This is a genomic window from Pelagimonas sp., assembly GCF_058892305.1.
Genome location: NZ_JBZXVN010000050.1, coordinates 11,846 through 31,938, shown reverse-complemented (window position 1 = coordinate 31,938; position 20,093 = coordinate 11,846). Strand labels below are relative to the sequence as shown.

General features: G+C 57.3%; 19 protein-coding genes and 1 pseudogene. 8 read left to right on the top strand and 12 right to left on the bottom strand.

The features are described 5' to 3' along the window. The 3 genes and pseudogenes from AC5EFR_RS19700 to AC5EFR_RS19690 form a co-directional block, all read right to left on the bottom strand. Positions 1-386: pseudogene (locus tag AC5EFR_RS19700) on the bottom strand (NAD-dependent dihydropyrimidine dehydrogenase subunit PreA); the annotation flags it as partial. Then, on the bottom strand, positions 386-1,726 hold the full coding sequence (locus tag AC5EFR_RS19695; protein WP_493577444.1) for an NAD(P)-dependent oxidoreductase: 1,341 nt from the start codon (positions 1,724-1,726) through the stop codon (positions 386-388). The gene AC5EFR_RS19695 and the pseudogene AC5EFR_RS19700, both read right to left, overlap by 1 nt. 141 nt (positions 1,727-1,867) lie before the next feature. Next, complete coding sequence (locus AC5EFR_RS19690) at positions 1,868-2,851, bottom strand: LacI family DNA-binding transcriptional regulator (RefSeq protein WP_493577443.1); 984 nt, start codon at positions 2,849-2,851, stop codon at positions 1,868-1,870. Between the two features lie 105 nt (positions 2,852-2,956). Here AC5EFR_RS19690 and ltnD point away from each other — a divergent pair, with 105 nt between their 5' ends. Genes ltnD through AC5EFR_RS19665 form a run of 5 tightly spaced genes read left to right on the top strand, consistent with a single transcriptional unit; the run spans position 2,957 to position 6,909 of the window. Beyond that, entirely contained in the window at positions 2,957-3,850 is an 894-nt protein-coding gene (gene ltnD, locus AC5EFR_RS19685; RefSeq protein WP_493577442.1) for an L-threonate dehydrogenase, read from the top strand. A 2-nt stretch (positions 3,851-3,852) separates the two neighbouring features. Further along, positions 3,853-4,230: a methylglyoxal synthase gene (locus tag AC5EFR_RS19680; RefSeq protein WP_493577441.1), complete on the top strand. Its 378-nt coding sequence runs from the start codon at positions 3,853-3,855 to the stop codon at positions 4,228-4,230. Further along, positions 4,227-5,498, top strand: coding sequence for a 3-oxo-tetronate kinase (otnK, locus tag AC5EFR_RS19675; RefSeq protein ID WP_493577440.1), 1,272 nt, complete (start codon positions 4,227-4,229; stop codon positions 5,496-5,498). Before AC5EFR_RS19680 ends, otnK begins: the two co-directional genes overlap by 4 nt. Further along, entirely contained in the window at positions 5,495-6,145 is a 651-nt protein-coding gene (gene otnC, locus AC5EFR_RS19670) for a 3-oxo-tetronate 4-phosphate decarboxylase (RefSeq protein ID WP_493577439.1), read from the top strand. Before otnK ends, otnC begins: the two co-directional genes overlap by 4 nt. Then, complete coding sequence (locus AC5EFR_RS19665) at positions 6,142-6,909, top strand: hydroxypyruvate isomerase family protein (protein WP_493577438.1); 768 nt, start codon at positions 6,142-6,144, stop codon at positions 6,907-6,909. The genes otnC and AC5EFR_RS19665 overlap by 4 nt, the downstream gene beginning before the upstream one ends. A gap of 3 nt (positions 6,910-6,912) precedes the next feature. Here AC5EFR_RS19665 and AC5EFR_RS19660 read toward each other — a convergent pair whose 3' ends face one another. The 6 genes from AC5EFR_RS19660 to AC5EFR_RS19635 all read right to left on the bottom strand — a co-directional run bounded on the left by AC5EFR_RS19660 (position 6,913) and on the right by AC5EFR_RS19635 (position 13,129). Further along, entirely contained in the window at positions 6,913-8,148 is a 1,236-nt protein-coding gene (locus AC5EFR_RS19660; RefSeq protein ID WP_493577437.1) for a glycerate kinase type-2 family protein, read from the bottom strand. A 57-nt stretch (positions 8,149-8,205) separates the two neighbouring features. Further along, positions 8,206-10,014 carry a Na+/H+ antiporter NhaA gene (gene nhaA / locus AC5EFR_RS19655; protein ID WP_493577436.1) on the bottom strand — a complete coding sequence of 603 codons (1,809 nt, stop codon included), beginning with the start codon at positions 10,012-10,014 and terminating at the stop codon, positions 8,206-8,208. A 123-nt stretch (positions 10,015-10,137) separates the two neighbouring features. Further along, on the bottom strand, positions 10,138-10,974 hold the full coding sequence (locus AC5EFR_RS19650; RefSeq protein WP_493577435.1) for a PhzF family phenazine biosynthesis protein: 837 nt from the start codon (positions 10,972-10,974) through the stop codon (positions 10,138-10,140). A gap of 62 nt (positions 10,975-11,036) precedes the next feature. Continuing rightward, a complete protein-coding gene (locus AC5EFR_RS19645) occupies positions 11,037-11,999 on the bottom strand; it encodes an alpha/beta fold hydrolase (RefSeq protein ID WP_493577434.1) in 963 nt (320 codons plus the stop codon). A gap of 28 nt (positions 12,000-12,027) precedes the next feature. Next, the gene (locus AC5EFR_RS19640) at positions 12,028-12,645 is read right to left on the bottom strand and encodes a pyridoxamine 5'-phosphate oxidase family protein (RefSeq protein ID WP_493577433.1); all 618 of its coding nucleotides are present in this window, start codon (positions 12,643-12,645) and stop codon (positions 12,028-12,030) included. A gap of 10 nt (positions 12,646-12,655) precedes the next feature. Next, a complete protein-coding gene (locus AC5EFR_RS19635) occupies positions 12,656-13,129 on the bottom strand; it encodes a nuclear transport factor 2 family protein (RefSeq protein WP_493577432.1) in 474 nt (157 codons plus the stop codon). Positions 13,130-13,323: 194 nt separating this feature from the next. On the opposite strand from AC5EFR_RS19635, the gene AC5EFR_RS19630 reads away from it, so the two are divergent. After that, positions 13,324-13,899 (top strand): TetR/AcrR family transcriptional regulator, encoded by a 576-nt coding sequence (locus AC5EFR_RS19630; RefSeq protein ID WP_493577431.1) that lies wholly within the window; start codon positions 13,324-13,326, stop codon positions 13,897-13,899. A gap of 23 nt (positions 13,900-13,922) precedes the next feature. Here the strand turns inward: AC5EFR_RS19630 and AC5EFR_RS19625 are convergent, their stop codons facing one another. Continuing rightward, the gene (locus AC5EFR_RS19625) at positions 13,923-15,968 is read right to left on the bottom strand and encodes an oxidoreductase (RefSeq protein ID WP_493577430.1); all 2,046 of its coding nucleotides are present in this window, start codon (positions 15,966-15,968) and stop codon (positions 13,923-13,925) included. Between the two features lie 11 nt (positions 15,969-15,979). Then, positions 15,980-17,548 (bottom strand): trimethylamine methyltransferase family protein, encoded by a 1,569-nt coding sequence (locus AC5EFR_RS19620; RefSeq protein WP_493577429.1) that lies wholly within the window; start codon positions 17,546-17,548, stop codon positions 15,980-15,982. Between the two features lie 106 nt (positions 17,549-17,654). Here AC5EFR_RS19620 and AC5EFR_RS19615 point away from each other — a divergent pair, with 106 nt between their 5' ends. Further along, positions 17,655-18,272 (top strand): TetR/AcrR family transcriptional regulator, encoded by a 618-nt coding sequence (locus AC5EFR_RS19615; protein ID WP_493577428.1) that lies wholly within the window; start codon positions 17,655-17,657, stop codon positions 18,270-18,272. 103 nt (positions 18,273-18,375) lie between these two features. After that, positions 18,376-19,062: a GntR family transcriptional regulator gene (locus tag AC5EFR_RS19610; RefSeq protein ID WP_493577427.1), complete on the top strand. Its 687-nt coding sequence runs from the start codon at positions 18,376-18,378 to the stop codon at positions 19,060-19,062. Between the two features lie 4 nt (positions 19,063-19,066). Here AC5EFR_RS19610 and AC5EFR_RS19605 read toward each other — a convergent pair whose 3' ends face one another. After that, positions 19,067-20,044 (bottom strand): SLAC1 anion channel family protein, encoded by a 978-nt coding sequence (locus AC5EFR_RS19605; protein ID WP_493577426.1) that lies wholly within the window; start codon positions 20,042-20,044, stop codon positions 19,067-19,069. Between the last annotated feature and the right edge of the window lie 49 nt (positions 20,045-20,093).

The following is a 20,093-nucleotide window of genomic DNA, read 5'->3' as shown; positions in this document are numbered from 1 at the left end:
CCGGTTTCCATAACCCGTGGCAGAATGGCTTTCCACGCCGCCTCCTCACAGGGCACCATGATCGACGCGATCAAAGCGCGATCTGGGTAGTCCTTTTTCACGCGCGTCATTTCTTCGAGGTTGGTTTCAAGCGACCGATCGGTGATCAGCTCAATATTGTTCAACCCCAACAAACGCCGATCTGCGCCATGGATCGCGCCGTAACGCGGGCCGTTGACGTTGACCACGGGCGGGCCTTCGGACCCCAAGGTTTTCCAAACAACACCGCCCCAACCGGCCTCAAAGGCGCGGCGAACGTTGTATTCTTTGTCAGTGGGCGGCGCCGAGGCGAGCCAGAACGGGTTGGGGCTTTTGATGCCAAGGAAGTCTGTTGTTAGATCAGCCATCATGCCTCTCCCATCAAAGTTGCGTGGATGTTTTCGGCGGCGTCGCGCCCTTCGGCAACGGCCGTTACAGTCAGGTCATCGCCACCCGAGGCGCAATCGCCCCCGGCCCAAACACCCGCAACCGAGGTCTGGCCAGCATCCGACACGGTGATCTTACCACCAGCGACGTCTAGGCTTTCGGGTGCACCGCTTAGGCTTTGACCGATGGCGGTGAACAGTTGATCGGCAGGAAGGGTAAAGCCGTCGTCCAATGTGACCAGCTTGCCGTTTTGCGTTTCAGTATAGGCAAAGCGCACGCCGGTGAGGCTGCCATTGCCCTCAACCCCAACCGGGGTCGCATTGTGGATGATGCGCACGCCCTTTTGCGCCGCCAAATCCTGTTCGAACTCCGAGGCGGCCATCGCCTCTTGGCCACGACGATAGACAATTGTGACGTCCTGCGCGCCAAGCAAACGCGCCTGCGCCCCGGCATCAATCGCCGTCATACCACCACCGACCACCACAACACGGCGGCCAATGGCCATACCGGTCAGATCGGTTGCCTGACGCAGTTCTTCGATAAACTCGGTCGCGGGCATAACCCCGTCTTTGTTCTCGCCCTCAAGGCCAAGCGCATTCACACCGCCAAGACCCATCCCAAGGAAGACCGCATCAAAATCAGCCTGCAATCCGTCAAGCGAAATTGCCCCGCCTAATCCCGCATCATAGCGAATTTCGATCCCGCCAATGCCAAGCAACCAATCGACCTCGGCCTGCGCAAAATCATTGGTCGATTTATACGCTGCGATGCCAAATTCATTAAGGCCACCGCCCTTTTTGCGGGCCTCGAAAATCACAACGTTATGGCCATGCATGGCCAAGCGGTGCGCACAGGCCAATCCGGCCGGGCCAGCCCCAACAACAGCAACAGTTTTGCCCGTCCAAGCGGCGCGCACAAACGGTTGGCTGCTTTTGGCCATCAAAGTGTCGGTCGCAAAGCGTTGCAAACGACCGATTTCAACCGGCTTGCCTTCGGCGGTTTCACGCACGCAGACCTCTTCGCAGAGCGTTTCGGTTGGGCAGACGCGGGCGCACATTCCACCAAGGATATTGTCTTCTAGAATCGTGCGTGCGGCGGATTCCGGTGTGCCGGTCGCGATCTGGCGAATGAACAATGGAATGTCGATGGATGTCGGACAGGCCACCTGACATGGTGCGTCGTGACAAAAATAGCAGCGATCTGCGGCCACCAGCGCCTCATGCGGGTCATAGGCGGGATGCAGATCCGAGAAATTGGTCTCCAGCGCGGCGGCGTCTAAACGCCCGGCGGTGATCCCGTCCTCGAATTGTTTGGAACTCATGGCTAACCCCTGTTGTCGGTATTGCTTGGGTCTAGCCTCACATGATTCTGAATTTTATCAAACGATAAATTTTGACCATTTGGTATATTTTCAATGAAGCTGTTCAAAAAACAGGCAAAAAACATTGCCAAGGATTTGAATTTACGCGTCTGGAAATCGGATTTCAGACGGCAAAGTGACCTTGGACCCTGTTGCACGATCCAAAACCATACGTGCTGCGATCTGGCCGATTTCGCGGCGCGGCGTGCGTGTGGTCGCGATTGGACGGGGCAAGGCATCGATGAATTCAAGCCCGTTGAACCCCGCAAGCAGCAAGCGTTCAGGCACCAAAATACCCTCAGACAGACAGTGAAACTCCCCCCCTGCTGCCAGATCATCGTTGGAAAAATAGATCGCATCCAAATCCGGCTCTGCGCGCAGCAATTCGGCCGTCAACGCCCGCCCCGCCGGCACCGATGAGGGCGCATCGGTTGTTTTGGTCGCGGCCAAATCAACGCCCTGCTCCGCCAAGGCCGTCTGAAACCCTTCGAGACGTTTTTGGGCACGGATGTCATAGGCTTGCGTACAACAGACATAGCCGATTTTGCGCCGCCCCACCGCCAAAAGCGCGCGGGCCATATCGGCACCGGCTTGGCGATGCGAAATCCCAACGCAATTGTCGATCGCTTCCCCATCAACATCCATGACCTGAACCAGCGGCTCTTCGGATTTTGCCAACAAGAGGTGCGCCGCATCCGGGTGATCCAAACCAGTGACGATCATGCCCGCCGGTCGCCAACTCAGCATATTTCGCAGAACCTCCAATTCTGTTTCGGGGTCATAATTTGTGACCCCAAACACCGGCTGTAGCCCGCTGCCGTCGATGGTTTCCGCAATCCCGGTGAGCATTTCGGCAAAGACCGTGTTGGTGAGGCTCGGCACAACCACGCCAACCAACTGGGTGCGCTGGGTCGAAAGAGATGCGGCCAATGGATTGGCCACATAGCCAATGTCACGCGCTGCCTTTTGCACCCTATCAAGGCTAGATTTGGAGACATCCGCGGCACCGCGCAAGGCCCGCGACGCGGTCATCTTGCTGACACCTGCGGCGGCGGCCACATCCGCCAAGGTCACTTTCTGCGTCATAGCCCGCCCTTGTTCTTGTTCAAAACACCATACATGCATTACCGAGATTGACAACCGGTATCGGTACCGTTACCGATACCAACGACACATCACGTGGGGGAAATCATGTCTCAGAACATTGCAATCATTGGCCTCGGCTCCATGGGGTTTGGCATGGCCCTGTCGGCGGTGCGCGGCGCACATCGCGTGTGGGGCGACGATCTGTCCGCCAAGCGCAAGGCCGAGCTTATTGTCGAAGGCGGCGAAACGTCTCCCCTGTCCGAGGCCGCGCCGCAGTTGGACGTTGTCGCCGTCGTTGTTTTAAACGCTGCGCAAACCGAAGACGTCTTATTTGGCGACAACGGCATCGCCCCCAAACTGCGCAAAGGTGCGGTGGTCATGGGCTGCGCCACTGTCCCCCCGGAATTCGCCAAAGACATGGAAGCGCGCTGCACGGCGCTTGGCATACTCTACCTGGACGCGCCGATTTCAGGCGGGGCCGGTAAGGCCGCTCAGGGACGGCTATCAATCATGGCCTCGGGCCACCCCGATGCCTTTGCCGCCGCAAAACCAGCCTTAGACAGCCTCTCTGAGACCGTGTTTGAATTGGGCGATCACGCTGGCCCCGGAAGCGCGATGAAAGCCGTCAACCAATTGCTTGCCGGTGTGCATATCGCCGCCATGGCCGAGGCCATGACCTTTGGGATGACCCAGGGCGTTGCACCCGAGCAGTTCCTTGACGTGATTAGCAAATGTGCAGGCACCAGCTGGATGCTGGAAAACCGTGCGCCCCATATTGTTGAGGGCGACTACAGACCGCGCAGTCAGGTGGCGATCTGGCCCAAAGATCTTGGAATTGTTCTGGATATTGCTGGATCAACCGGGTTCAATGCGCCCATCACCCAAACGGCTCTGGATCAATTCAAAGCCGCCGCCGACATGGGGCTTGCCGCCGAAGATGACGCCGCCGTCGCAAAAACCTATGCCCGCCAAGCCGGGATAACCCTACCGGGAGAGTAACCATGGCCAAGATTGCCCTTGTTGCACATGACGCCAAGAAAGACCTGATCGTTGAATGGGCGACCCGCCACCGCGAAGCCCTAAGCCAGCACTACATTTACGCCACCGGAACCACAGGTGGACGGTTGCAAGTTGATGCGGGATTGACGGTTGAAAGGTTGCTAAGTGGCCCATTGGGCGGCGATGCCCAATTGGGGGCGATGATCGCCGAAGAACGGCTTGATGCGCTGATATTCTTTATCGACCCTCTGTCGGCCCTGCCCCATGACGTTGATGTTAAATCGCTTTTGCGATTGGCTATTTTGTATGACACGCCGCTGGCGATCAACCGCAGTTCCGCCAGTGCCGTTCTGAGCGAATTGACAAAGACTCCATCATGACGACGATTTTTGGGGCCATTGCCGATGATTTCACCGGGGCAACCGACCTTGCCGGGCTTTTGGCGCGCTCGGGCGTGCGGGTCAGTTTGCGGATGGGCGTGCCCGACGGCGACCCAACCGACACCGCCGCTTTCGAAGTCATTGCGCTCAAATCTCGGACCGCGCCGGTCGACGAAGCCGTAGCAGAAACCCGCAAAGCTCTGCGCTGGTTGCAACGCGCCGGGGCCAAGCGGTTCTTTTGGAAATACTGTTCAACCTTTGACAGCACCGCCGAGGGCAATATTGGCCCGGTGGCCGAGGCTTTGATGGCCGATTTGGGGGTCGAACAAACCATCTATTGCCCCGCCTTTCCCGAAAACGGCCGGGCGATTTTTATGGGCAACCTGTTTGTGGGCCAACAGCCCCTTGCCGAAAGCCCGATGAAGGATCACCCGCTCACGCCGATGCGTGACAGCAACCTGATGCGTCTTTTGGAACCGCAGGTGAGCAAACCGGTTGGCCTTGCCGATCGCTTGACCGTTGCGCGCGGCGCGGCGGCGCTGAAATCGGTGTTGGACACGCACAAGGCCGATGGCATCGCTCATGTTGTTGTTGACGCGGTGGCCAATTCTGACCTCGAAACCATTGCCGAGGCCTGTCGGGATATGGTTTTGATGACCGGGGGCTCGGCGGTGGCGATGCCCCTGCCCGCGCTTTATCTGGCCGATGGCACCCTGTCCGCCGACGCAGCCAAAGCCACGACACCAACCCTCGCCGCGCAAAGCATCGTTTTGTCGGGAAGCTGTTCGTCGATGACCAACAAACAGGTCGCTGCCTATCTTGAAACCGGTGCTCCGGCCTATCGGCTCGACCCGCTGGAACTTGCTGAAAGTGGCGCGGCACCTGTTTTGGAATGGCTATCAGACCAAGACCTTGGCCAAGCGCCCCTTGTCTATGCCACAGCCGACCCTACGTCGGTCAAAGCGGCCCAGGCCAAATTGGGCGTCGCACAGGCCGGTGAGATGATCGAACAGGTTCTCGCCTCTTGTGCCGTCGCCGCCCGTGATCTCGGTGCGCGTCGTGTCATTGCGGCTGGGGGGGAAACCTCGGGCGCAATCACCAAGGCCTTAGGCGTCACCCAGCTGGATATCGGAGCAGAGATCGCGCCTGGCGTGCCGTGGTGCTTTGCCAAATCGGGCGGCCATCAGATCGCGTTGACCTTGAAATCCGGCAACTTTGGCAACGAAGGGTTCTTCGCTGACGCCCTCGGAAAGTTAGAAACCTCATGAGCCCCGAAGCCCAACTGCGCGAACAAATCTGCCTCTTGGCCAAGTCGATGTTTGATCGCGGCCTGACCGGCGGATCAACCGGCAATATATCCGCTCGTACCGAAGATGGTGGGCTCTTGGTAAGCCCAACCGGGACAAGCTTTGGCCGCCTTGATCCCGGTCGGCTGAGCCGATTTGACGCCACCGGGCGGCACATCGACGGGGATAAACCAACCAAGGAAATGCCGCTTCATTCGGCGTTTTATGACACACGAAGCACCGCCGGGGCGGTGGTGCATTTGCATTCCTGCCATTCGGTTGCTTTGTCGATGATGCCCGATGTTGATCCCGACAATTTCCTGCCGCCCCTAACTCCCTATGGCATCATGAAGCTTGGCAAAGTGCAGCTTTTACCGTTTTTCATGCCCGGTGACCCGGCAATGGGCGACGCTGTGCGCGGCTTGGCCGGCAAACGTAGTGCGGTCATGTTGGCCAATCATGGGCCTGTCGTCGCTGGCAAAGATATCGAAGCCGCCTGCAATGCCATCGAAGAATTGGAAGACACCGCGCGTCTGGCGATGATGACACGCGGCATGAACCCGCGCGGTTTGACGCCGGAACACGTCCAAAACATTGTGACCAAATTCGATGTGGAGTGGGACGCATGAAATTTTCCGCCAACCTCGGTTTTCTGTGGGCTGATCGCCCGCTCCCGGATGCCATTCGCGCCGCCCATGCCGCCGGATTTGACGCGGTGGAATGCCATTGGCCTTATGACACCCCGCCCAAAGACATCAAAGCCGCGCTGGATGAAACCGGCCTTCCGATGCTCGGGCTCAACACCTTGCGCGGTGATCTAAGTGCGGGTGAAAATGGCTTGTCTGCCCTGCCGGGACGCGAAGACGACGCCCGCGCCGCGATTGATCAGGCCATCCGTTTTGCCGCCGCCATTGGTGCGCAAAACATCCACGTCATGGCCGGATTTGCCAGCGGTGCCGAGGCGCATCGTACCTTTGTCGCGAACCTACGCTATGCCTGTGCGCAGGCGGCGCAACTTGGGCTAACCATCTTGATTGAACCGCTGAACCGCCATGATGCGCCGGGCTATTTCCTAACCACCACCGATCAGGCCCGTGGGCTGATCGAAGAAATCGCAGCGCTGAACCTCAAGCTGATGTTTGATTGCTATCATGTGCAATTGATGGAAGGCGACCTGAGCCATCGCCTCCCTGATTTACTGCCGATAATCGGCCATATTCAATTTGCATCTGTGCCGGATCGTGGCCCGCCGGATCGTGGTGAGCTGAACTACAAACATGTGTTTCGTGTCATCCAAGACCTCGGCTATGACAAGCCGCTTGGCGCAGAATACAAACAACCGGGCAATGCCGATTGGGCCTTGGGCTGGTTGCATGATGCACGCGAGATGTAGGCGCTAAAGCACCAGTATCGCCCGGAAATCATTGACGTTGGTTAGGGTTGGGCCGGTCACGACCTGATCCTTGATCGCGGCAAAGAAACTATGCGCGTCATTGTCGGCAAGCGCCTTGGCCGGGTCCACACCTGCCTCTTTGGCCTTGGCCAAGGTGTCCGGTGTAACAACGGCCCCGGCCACCTCGGCGGCACCGTCGACACCGTCCGTGTCACAGGCCAGCGCATAAATCCCCTCTGCCCCCTGCAACGCTATGGCCAGCGCCAAACAATATTCAGCGTTTGGCCCGCCAACCCCATCGCCGCGCCGAGTCACCGTCAATTCGCCCCCCGACAAAAGCAAGATCGGCCCCTGCCCCTTGAGCTTCAAAGCCAAGGCCGCCTGTTCAGCTGCCAAATCCCGCGCCTCCCCCTCAAGCGCATCCCCCAACATCCGCACCTCGCATTCCGCCAGCTCCGCTGCAGCGGCAAGCGATTGCGAGGGCGCGGCGTATAGATGGTTGGTGACGTGGTTTAGGCGCGGATCCCCCGTTGGGATCACCGACGATCCGCCCTTTAACGCCTGTGTCACACAGTCTGGAACATCAATGTTCCATTGCTTCAAAATCGCCAATGCCTCGTCCGGGTCGCTGTCTTCAGCCACCGTTGGACCAGAGCCGATAAAGGCCGGATCATCCCCCGGCACGTCGGAAATCATCAGCGCCAACATCTTGGCCGGGGCCGCCGCCGCCGCCAATTGCCCGCCTTTGACGCGGCTTAGGTGTTTGCGCACCGTGTTCATCCGATCAATCGGCGCGCCAGAGGCCAAAAGCCCGGCATTCACCGCCTGTTTTTCCGCCAAAGACACACCGTCAATCGGCGCGGTCAACAAGGCCGACGCCCCCCCAGAGATCAGCGCCAGAACGAAAACATCCTCATCAAGCGTCTCCAAAAGCTCAAGCATCCGGGCGGTCGCACGCTCGCCTGCGGCATCGGGAACGGGATGCGCAGCCTCGACGATTTCAATCCCCTGACAGGGGCGCGCATAGCCGTAGCGCGTGATGACCAACCCCTCGCACGGGCCCCATTCGGCCTCGACCGCCTCGGCCATGCGCGCGCTGGCTTTGCCCGCCCCAATCACCACAACACGCCCCGCCGGTTTTGGCGGCAGGTGTTTGGCCAACGACTGCATCGGGTCGGCGACCTCGACCGCCTTGTCAAACAGGTTGCGCAAATAGGGTACGGGGTCGCTGATCGGCATGGGTCGTGTCTCCTCCTGGCCTTTTGTCAGAGACATATCCCAGCCAAACAGTTAGCGCTAGCGCTCAGACGGGGCGGCCTTGATCAAGATCAGCGAACCAATCACCGCCGCCAAGGTCGAAGCCGCCAAAATGGCCAATTTCACGGATTCAAGCTGGGCGCCCTCAAAGGCCGCAGACCCGATGAAAATCGACATTGTAAAGCCAACACCGGCCAAAAACCCGGCCCCCATCAATTGTGACCAACTGATTTCAGAGGACATATGCGCAATACCCAGTTTCACCGCGACAAAAACAATCAGGAAGATTCCCAAAGGCTTGCCAATCACCAGACCTAGGATAACGCCAAGGGCCTCGGGGGCGGTCGCCGAAAAGCTTGAGCCAAAGATAAGAATTCCGGTGTTAAAAAAGGCAAACAACGGCAAAATCATATAGTTGGACCAATGTTCCAACGCGTTTTGCAAATGGAACCCAGGGTCGCGAAGCCGATCTATGGCCTCTTGCAACCGGTTAAGCGCACCGTGGCTAATCGGCGTTTCCGGGGTGGTCATCCGACTTTGGAAAATCATTGCGGTTTGGGCGGCAATGCCATCAATATTGGCCGAGCGGCGCGAGGGGATAGCCGCCGCTGTCAGCACCCCAGCAAGCGTGGCGTGTAGCCCGCTTTCGTGAACAAAATACCATAGCAGCACCATAAGGAACAAATACGGGACGCGCGAATAAATCCGGCTGCGATTGAGCAACAGCATGATCGCAAAAACAGCCGTTGCAGCGGCGAACATTTGGCCGTCAAAGCCGTGTCCGTAAAAGATCGCAATGACCAAGATTGCGCCAAGGTCGTCGGCAATCGCAAGGGCCGAGATAAACACCTTGAGCGATGTGGGCACCCTATCCCCCAAAAGCGCCATGATCCCAAGGGTAAAGGCGATATCCGTCGCCATGGGAATGCCCCACCCCTTTTCGCTAGGAAGCCCCCAGTTGATGGCCAGATAGATACACGCAGGTATCACCATACCGCCAATCGCTCCGAGGATCGGCAAGGCAGCGCGCTGCATGTCCGACAACTCGCCGTCAACCATTTCGCGTTTGATCTCGATCCCGACAAGCAAAAAGAACAGCGACATCAACCCGTCATTGATCCACGCCTCAAGCGACAAATCAAAGGTCCAGCTCCCTGCCTTGAGGCCAATAACGGTCTCGCGCAGATGTTCATAAGATTCGTGCCAACCGATATTGGCGATCAACAAGGCGCAAAGCGTCGCCAAAACCAGAACAAACCCGGCCGAGGCCGCCCAATGGAAAAAGTCTGTACTGGCCAAGGACAAGCGCACACCGATGGGCTTCTCCACCGCTTCCACCAAGGATAGCTCATCCCACGCACCAACATATTCGCGCCCATCAATAAACAATGTCGGTGTGCTGGTGACGCCCAAATCAAGAGCACTTTCACGATCGTCCACCAGTTGCGCATCAGTGGCAGGTGAAAACAAATCCGCTTCAAACTGTGCGATATCGAGATCAAGGTCGCGTGCCAGAGCGACCACATGTTCTTGATAAATAGGAGTGTCGAGCCCAAACAGCAGCCCGTTCATATCGCTCAAACGACCTTGTCGGTGCGCCGAAATCCCGGCGCGTGCGGCAAGTTCGGCCCCCGAAGATGGGTCCTGACTTGGCAAAAAGCGGATCGCCAAAGTGGCATTTCCCCGGCCAAAACGTTCAACCGTCCGCCGCATAACATCGCGAATACGCCCGGACAACGGATCAGTAAAATCTAGATACCAAACCAATTCTGCCCGCCCATCTCCGTCTATGTCACCAACGAAAATGTCTCGATCTTGGTTCGGGTAAGAGGCCGGACGGTCGGTCATGGTCGTTCCTAAAATTCCGCGACAGGATAGAAAACCTTATACCGGTTGTCGCGGCAGGAACCAGAGATTCTCCCACAGATGACAAAAAGGGGCCCACCAGAGATCGGGCCCCTTCTGCTCCTGTCAGAGTTCTCGGACATCACCCGAGACGTAAACCGGCGAACCGGGTTCTGATGGGATATTAACCCAAAGCCGCGACGGGGCCCCCATATCAACCCCCTGCAAAATATCAATTTTCCCACGGTGCGGCCAATTCAGGTCGCGCAAATACCCGGCCAAAGCCGCAGCCGCAGCCCCGGTGGCCGGATCTTCCAAAACCCCACCGATCGCAAAGGCATTGCGGCTGTGGAACTGTTGCGGTGTTTGGGCATGGACAAGATTGATGGTGGTTAATCCATGTGCCTTCATAAAGGCCGCCCCATCATCCAGATCATACTCCATCGCCGCCAAGGCCCCGCGTTCCGACAGGCCAAGAACAAGATGGTCATTCCCGGCATTGGCAATCGCGGGTGGCAAAGCAATGTCCAGATCGCGTTGATCCATCCCAAACAAAGCCAGGGCGCTGGCCAACATCTCGGCCTTGACCGGGCGGCTTGTTGTCGGGGGCGAGGTGAGTGCGATGCTCATCCCGTCGCCTGTTGTTTCGCCGGAAACCTCAATGGCCCCGTCGTTGAGCATGAGGGGAAAACGCCCATCCCCATGCGCCCGCGTCAATGCCGCGCCAAGCGCAATCGTAGCATGACCGCAAAAGGCCACCTCAACCTCGGGCGCAAAATAGCGCACGCGCCATCCCTCCCCTACTGGGGCCGCAAACACGGTTTCCGAATAGCCCACATCGCGGGCAATGCGCTGCATGTCATCCGCCGTTGGCATGTGGTCGGCCACGACGACCCCCGCCGGATTGCCGCCTTCTCCTGCCTCGCTAAATGCCGCGAACCGTTGAACAGTGATCGTATCCATGTGTCTTTCTCCTGTTTAGAGATCGCTGGGCACAGCCGGTTATTCGTCTGTGCCCACCCCGATCAACGGGTTGTACGGTCCAAGAAATCCAACATTTCCCTGGCAATAACGTCACCATATTCCTCAAGCGCGAAATGACCAGTGTCGAGCAAATGGAACTCCACGTCCTGCAAATCCTGCTTGTAGGGATGCGCGCCCTCGGCCGGGAAAATCATGTCATTTTGCCCCCAAACAATCAACGCAGGCGGCTGGTATTCCCGAAACAAGGCCTGCCATTTTGGGTATTCGCCCACATTGCTGCCGTAGTCATAAAACATCTCAAGCTGCACCTCCTGGTTGCCCGGACGATCAAGCAAATATTGCACATGCCAGAAGTTATCCGGATTCACGCGCGAGACATCGCCAACCCCATGGGTGAACTGCCATTTGGTGGCATCCAGCGTCAAAAACCCGCGCAAAGCATCGCCGTTTTCCCGGGATTTATCCGCCCAATAGGCCTTGATCGGGTCCCAGAATTCGCGCAACCCCTCGTCATAGGCGTTGCCGTTTTGGATCACAAAGGCGCTGACCCGCTCGGGGTTTTGGGCGAACATCCGGTAGCCAATCGGCGCGCCGTAGTCCATCAAATAGACCGCGTAATCACCGACGTTTTTGCGATCCAACAGCTCTGTCATGATTTCGGCGGTATTGGCAAAACTATACTCATAGCTATCCGCATCCGGCATATCCGAGGCCCCAAACCCCGGATAATCAGGGGCGATAACATGATAGCGCTCGGCCAACTCCGGGATCAATTCGCGAAACATATGCGACGAGGTCGGGAACCCGTGTAGCAAAAGAACGGTTGGGTTATTCGGGTCCCCCGCCTCGCGGTACGCGATGTTCATACCGTCGATTTCCATCGTGGTCATATGAACCGCAAAAGGGCTTTCGGCGGCGCGGGCCTGACCCGGCATGGTGATCGGCAACAATAGGCTGCCGGCCAATAGGGCGGCGGCCGTGGAATGGAGAATTTCAAGTTTCATGGCAGTACTCCTTTTTGGAAAATGATCGTCAGGTGGTTTCAGACGCCTTGCGCAATGCCCGAATTTCGGCCTGCAAAGCGGCATTGGTCTCGCGCAGGGCTGTGATTTCGTTGCCCGCCTCCTGCGCTGTTAATCGTTGTGGAATGTGGCGCGGACAGTTCCAGTCAAAGGCCTCGACCTTGATGGTCACAATGCGTTCCGCCGCAACCCCCCGGAGCAAGGGCGACAAGGCCTCCTGCGCACCGTTGCTCACCTCTTGTAGCTCGACCCGACCCCAGATTTTGAGGCGGCGGGCATTTGGGTAGTCCATCAAAATCAGAGAGATACGATCGTTTTGACGGAGGTTCCCGGTGCTAAGGTACTGACGGTTCCCTCGCAAATCCGCATAGGCGATTGTGGTCTCATCCACCGCCTTTACGAACCCGGGCGCACCGCCGCGAAACTGCACATAAGGCCAGCCGGTTTCCGACACCGTGGCTTGGTAAAACCCATCACGCGCTTCGATGAAACTGCGTTCCTCGGGGCCAAGGATGTCGCCACCGCTGCGGTCGGCGTCTAGAAAACGGGCGTATTGGCCCGCGCCGTTGCGCTGTTGTTCAGCCAAAACCGTTGGCGTGAAGGCGATGGATGCAAATGCATAGGGCATGGTGGTCTCCTTAAAGGCCAAGATCTTCGAGATTGGGGTGATCGGCGGGGCGTGGCCCCAGCGGCCAGTCAAACAAACGATCACCACGGTCGATGGGCAAATCGTTGATGCTGGCAATGCGGCGACGCATCCGGCCATCGGCGGCGAATTCCCAGTTTTCATTGCCAAACGAGCGCCACCACTGGCCACCATCGTCATGCCATTCATAGGCAAAGCGCACGGCGATGCGGTGATCGGCATAGGTCCACAAATGTTTGATCAACCGATAGCTGTGCTCGCGTTGCCATTTTTGGGTCAGGAACGCATGGATTTGCGTGTGACCGGATAGAAACGTCGCCCGGTTCCGCCATTGGCTAGTCGCACTATAGGCGGGCGTCACTACATCGGGGTCACGACTGTTCCAGGCATCTTCGGCCGCCCGCACCTTTTGACAGGCGGCAGACCGGCTAAATGGCGGTAAGGGCGGGCGGTTGTCTAAGGGCATTGTGCAGCATCCAACATGAACTGATCGGTTAATCTTGAGATCAAACATGAACAGATCGGTCAATCTTTGCAATTCAAAAATTGTGATGCCTGTCATCACACTTGAAAACATGCCCCCAAGGCCCTTATTTCATTAGGCAACTTGACAAAAAGAAAATCACACAACATAAACAGATCGGTCAATATGAGGGCAAAATGAGCCGTAACAAACGCACAGAGTTGATTCGAAAATCGCTCGATTTGTTCTACAGAAATGGGTTTCACGCGACCGGCATGGATTTGGTCGCCAAGGAAACCGGCGTATCGAAAACCTCGATCTACAAGCATTTTCGCACCAAAGAAGACCTGATCCTCGCGGTGCTGCGCCTACGCGACGAAGACTTCCGCAACCGCTTGATCCGGCGCATGGAAGACCTATCTGACACCGCCGAAGGGCAGCTAATGGCGCTCTTTGACGCGCTTGAAGAATGGTTTCAACAGGCTGGGTTTCAGGGCTGCATGTTCATCAAAGCCAGCGCAGAGTTTCAACAAAAAGAACACCCTATCAATGTGCAAGCCATGGAGCACAAACGGTTGCTGCTAGAGCATTTCACCGCTCTGGCAGAGGCCGCGGGGTTCGAAAACCCGCGTGATCTAGCCTGCCAAATCCTTGTTCTCAAAGAAGGGGCCATTGTTCTGGCCGCCATGTCCCATAGCTGCGATGCGGCCTCGGACGCGCGCAAGGCTGCGCAGGTCTTGCTGCGCAACCATCCGAAAACGATCGCTAACTGATCGGTTAATATAATTGGCCGAAATTAGAGGTCCTTGACCAACCTCAGCGCATCGTAAATGGCCGCATGGGTGTTGCGAGCACTCACCGCATCGCCGATCCGAAAGAGCTGAAACATGCCCTCTTCATTGCGTTTAATCTGCTGCGGAAAGCCGTTGATCAAAGCGTCATGATCCACCGCCCCGCCATTGGATGAGTGCGGTCTGAGATCAAAATACAGATCGGCAAGCGGCATGGTCCCATAGTTCACCACAACCTGATCATAGGTCTTGTGTTTGGTGAAATCACTGTAATCCGTGCCGATCTCAGCCCGGAGAAGATTGCCATCCCGCGTCACATCCAACAACCGCCGGGTCACCGTAAAGGTCACATCCTTGTCCTGAAGACTGCGCATATAGGGCACCAAATTCATCCCCATAATATCAGGGGCAAATGTCCGATCCGGGGTCATCACCTCGACCTTGGCCCCGGCTTTGGCCAAGACTTCTGCCGCCATCAAACCGGGATGATCGCCGCTTTCGTCATAGACTAAAACATCGCTGCCCGGCTTCACATCGCCGGAAATGATGTCCCAACTGCTGACGGTCAACTCCTGCTCTTTGCCACTTTCAAAGAGCACCGTATTGGGCATGCCACCGGTGGCGACGATCACCACATCCGGCGCAAGCGCCGTCACATCCGCCGCCTCGGCCCAAGTGTTGAAATGAAACGCAACCCCGCGCGCCGCACATTGCGCCATACGCCAATCAATGATGCTGATCATCTCGCGGCGCCGTTCATTCAGCGCAGTCAAACGCACCTGCCCGCCGGGGTCCGGTTGCGCTTCGAACACTGACACCTCATGGCCCCTTTCGGCGGCGACGCGCGCGGCCTCAAGCCCGCCCGGTCCAGCCCCAACAACAACCACCCGTTTACGTGTTTCCGCAGATGGCACAACATGGGGCATGCTTAGCTCGCGACCCGTGGCGGCATTGTGCATACAAAGCGCATCGCCCGCCTCATAAATCCTATCAAGACAATAGGTTGCGCCAACACAGGGCCGAATGTCCTCTTCGCGCCCTTCAATGATTTTGCGGACAATATGCGGGTCGGCCATATGGGCCCGCGTCATGCCAACCATGTCCAACATCCCGGCCGACACCGCGTGGCGCGCCGTGGCCACGTCGGGAATTTTCGAAGCGTGAAAGGTTGGCATTTCGGTCGCCGCACGCACCTGACCGGCGAAATCCAGATGCGGCGCGTTTTTCATCCCCTGCACCGGGATCACATCGGTCATCGCCGGATCGGTATGGATGCGCCCGCGGATCACGTTGAGAAAATCCACCTGTCCCGTCGCCTTTAACCGCTTGGCAATCTCCAACCCCTCTTCGGGGGTTGTGCCACCGGGCTGATCCTCATCCGCCGTAAAGCGAAACCCAACGATGAACTCATCGCCAACCCGCTTGCGGATCGCAGACAACACATCCATCGAAAACCGCAGGCGATTGTCCAATGTGTCGGCCCCATAAGGCCCCTCAAGCTGGTTCGACAGCGGCGACCAGAATTGCTCAAGCAGATGGCCATAGGCCTGAAGCTCAATCCCATCCATGCCCCCGGCCTGCATCCGTTCGGCGGCATCGGCAAAATCGCCAATGATCCGATCAATGTCCCAATCTTCAATCACCTTGGGAAAGCTGCGATGTGCCGGTTCACGGTGCGGCCCCGGCGCAACCGACGGCAACCAATTCCCCTTGGCCCAACCGGTGCGCCGCCCCAGATGGGTCAGCTGGATCATCACCGCACAGCCATGCTCATGACAGGCATCGGTAAGGTTCCTGATCCACGGCACGACCTCATCCTTATAGGCCAGAATATTGTTGAAAACCGGCGGGCTGTCTTTGCTCACCGCCGCAGACCCGGCGGTCATGGCAAGGGCAACCCCGGCCTTGGCACGTTCGGCGTGATAAGCGGCATAACGTTCCTTGGGCATGCCATCTTCGGGGTAAGCGGGTTCATGACTTGTGGTCATAATCCGGTTGCGCAGGGTCAGATGTTTCAGCTGATACGGCTGCAAAAGCGGGTCGTTTGACATCTGTGTTGTCCTCAATACCACATATCAATCATGCTCGCTTTTTTGCGGGCCATGTAATCTTGCAACGCCTCTTGTGTGGCGATGTCCATCGGCGGCGCTTCATAATCGCGCAGGGTTTCTTTCCACCGCGTATTCGCCCGCGCGGCTGCATCCACACTGCCCTGTTCATCCCAGGTTTCAAAGGGTTGATCGTCGTTCAACGCGCTATCCCAATAGGCGGTTTCATAGTGGCGAAGCGTGTGATCGGTCCCAAACAGATGTTCACCCGGACCATTCTGGGCCAAGGCTTCGACCCCCAATGTGTCTTGGGTCACCTCAAACCCGTTCAGATAGGCATGCATCGCGCCGCACATATCGCTGTCCATGATGAATTTCTCATAGGACATCGACAACAAGCCATCGAGAAATCCGGCCGAGTGCAAAATGTAATGCGCCCCCGATTGCACCGCCGACATCATCGACATCATGCTTTGCTGCATGGCTTGGGCGTCGGGGCGTTTCGATGTGCTAAAGCTCCCTGCGCATCTGAGCGGCATGTTGAGCCGCCGCGCCAATTGCCCCATAACCAACGACCCTAGCGCCGGTTCCGGGGTGCCAAAGGTTGGCGAACCCGAGCGCAAAGACATCGAGCTTAGGAACGCCGCCAATATCGCCGGGGAGCCGGGGCGCACCAATTGGGTTAGGGCGCAAGACACCATGCTTTCGGCCAAAGATTGCGCACAGGCCCCGGCCATGGTGAGCGGCGATACCGCCCCGCCCAACAAGAACGGCAAGTGAATGCTCCCCTGCCCCGCCGCCGCATATTCACGGATGCCTTGGGTGGTCACCCCGTCCAAGACCAACGGCGAGGTGGTGTTGAAATTGCCCATGATGACGCAATGCTGATCCACAACATCGGCCCCAAAGAGAATGCGGCACATCTCGATACTATCGGCGGCGCGCTCTGGCGCGGTGATCGACCCAAGGAACGGCCGATCAGAATAGCGCATATGGGCATAAACCATGTCCAGATGACGTTTGTTCACCGCAATATCGGTCGGCTCACAAATGGTGCCACCAGAATGGTGCAGCCAAGGCGACGATTGCGCCAGTTTCACAAAGTTTTCGAAATCTTGGATCGTGCCGTAGCGCCGCCCCGCATCCAAATCCATCACAAAAGGCGACCCATAAGAGGGCGCAAAAACCGTCGCATCCCCACCGATTTCAACCGACTTGGCCGGGTTGCGGGCAAGTTGGGTAAAACAGGCCGGTGCGGTTTTCAAAATGTCCCTGATCATCCCCGGTTCAAACCGCAGGTTCCACGCGGCTTCGGACACCGGAGAGACCTCTGCCCCGGCCTTTCGGAACAAGGCCACCGTTTCGGGATCATCGCGAAACTCAATGCCGATCTCTGCCAGAATACGATCACAGGCGGCTTCGATCTGGATAAGGCTTTCTTCCCCCAGCAAATCATAAGGCGCAATTTTACGTGTAATATAAGGCACATGCATATGTGGATTGTGCCCCGGCACCCCGCTTCTTTGCGGTTTTGAACCGGACCGGCGGCGGCGGCGCGCCCTGTCTTGGGTCTCTGATTGCATGACGGGCCCTCCTCTTGCCTGAGTCTCTCGTGACACCAGCGTCATTCAAACTCGACACATATGTCAAGAAACTTGTGAAGTGGCGATCCGAATGTTAGGAAGCCCCATGACCCAACACCCAAGACAAAAGGGCAGCGATGCTGTCTGGCTTGATGCGGCCTATGACATGCTGACCGAAAGCGGCGTTGATGCCGTCAAGGTGATGCCCTTGGCGAAAAAGCTGGGCCTGTCCCGGACAAGCTTTTATTGGCATTTCAAAGATCGCGATGCCCTTTTGGATGCGATGATCCAACGCTGGGAAGACAAAAACACCGGCAATCTGATCGCCCGAACCCAAGCCTATGCCGAGACCCTCACCGAGGCGATGTTCAATCTGTTTGATTGCTGGCTGGATGAGCGGTTGTTTGACGCGAAACTGGATTTGGCCATTCGCAATTGGGCCCGCAACGACCCGGCTTTGCAATTGCGTTTGGACAAGGCCGACGCCGCGCGCGCCAAAGCCATCCAAGCGATGTTTGAACGCTTTGGGTTTTCGCCCCAACAAGCTCAGGCACGGGCAATGACGGTGATCTATACCCAGATCGGTTACATCTCTATGCAGGTCCACGAAGATCGCGCCGAGCGGATCAATGCCATGCCAAATTACATCGAAGTCTATACGGGTCAGCCCGTGGAACACACTGATTGCATGCGTTTTTTTGCGCGCCACAACCACAAGCCTTAGCGGTCTCTCATACCCGCGATATGTTAACCAATCTTAACGGTTAGAATTGTAACAATTTCGGTGTGCACTATACTGTCACAAATTGTGTCAGGTCTGCCAACCGATGAAAAAACTCTCCCCTGTCCTTGGTCCCACCCCGATTGTGTCGATCACGGATCGCGTCTTTAAACACCTGTTTCAAGCCATCACCCAGTTGGACTTGCGACCCGGAACCAAACTGTCCGAAGCCGAGATTGCAGACCAACTTGGCGTGTCACGCCAACCGGTGCGCGATGCGTTTTTCCGTCTGTCTCAACGCGGCTATGTTCAAATTTTACCACAGCGTGGAACATTGGTGTCGCGCATTTCCGAAGACCAAGTGCTCAATGCCATGTTCATCCGCATGGCCCTTGAATGCGCCTGTATCAAAGAGGTCCCCGCCCTCAGCGCCGACCAGATCAAATCTCTCTCTGACATACTAGAAGACCAAAAAGCGGCGATACAGGCCGACGACGGACCAAGCTTTAACATCGCTGATGAGAGCTTTCACCAATTCCTGTGCAAATTTGCCGGGCGCGGGCATATCTGGTCCTTGATCCTAGAACAAAAAGGCCATTTGGACCGCCTGCGCTGGCTCAGCCTTGCCTACCATCAAAAAGCGGCGGTGTCCGAGCACCAAGGAATTCTGGATGCCCTAACCATCGGCCGAACCGATCGGGCCGAGGCATTGCTCAAGGCGCATCTCAACAAGGTCCAGCATATGCTGCCCCAGATCCGAGAAGAAAATCCTGCCCTGTTTGCAGAGCAATAACCCCTTATTCAGGTTGGCAAATTTCGTCTCGTGCGGCGGCCACCCCGGTCCGCACGATCAAGCCCGCGACAATCAACACAAGGGCCGCGAGGAACACAGCCGCCATAGCAACATGTGTCTGCGATCCGCTTAAAATTGCATAGCGGAAGGTTGCAATCGTCAGCGCCGCAACCGGAAAGCTCAGCGCCCAAAAGGACAAGGCGAAAGGCAGTTTCACGAAACCACGCGCTTGCACCACGACAATCGCCGTAAAGGTAATCGCGGTGTAAAACAGCACCCGCGCAAACGGATCAAGCGCACCGCCATTCAGCTGAAGCCAAGCCAAGAATCCAACAGCGGGCGGCGCGATGAGGATGGCAAGCGTCGGCAACAACCGACCCGGAAGCGGATCGTGAAAGATCAAACGGTTCATAACCAAGGTCAGCAGCACAATCCAAAACACCATCCCGGTCGCAAAGAAAAGCCAGCTTAGCTCAACAAACCCAAGCGGAATCCCCGCAATTGGGGCCACAACATTGCCCACCGCCGGAATGAACCACGCCGGGGAAATATGCATGGGTTGAAAGGGACGCCGACCGATCCAACCGGAAATCACCGCAAGGGTCAGCCCCGCTTGGGCAAGCGCCCCAATGCTCCAAACCCATGCGGCAATGCCCGGCAGTGTCGGCAACATCGCCGTAGCAATCAGCATGAGGGAAATGGAGATCGCCGGGAAAAACGCCATGCGCACCGGGTGGCCCCATTCGCCGGCAACAGCCGCCGGAAACCGAAGGCTTTTCAATACATAAAGGGCTGCGACGACCGCAAAATCGGCCATGGTCAGCCAAAGCGCGACGCGCGATGCCAGCGGGGGCCAGCCAAACTGGGTCTCGGCCATATGCAGCGCCAAGCTCAGACCGGCCAGTCCCATGACCGTTGCAAACAACGTGATCGGCAGGTGCTTGAGCGACCCTTTGGCGGGGGTTTCGGTTTCGGCGGTCATGACGCGTCTCAATTCGATGAGGTTACATATGAATTTCCGAATATCACTA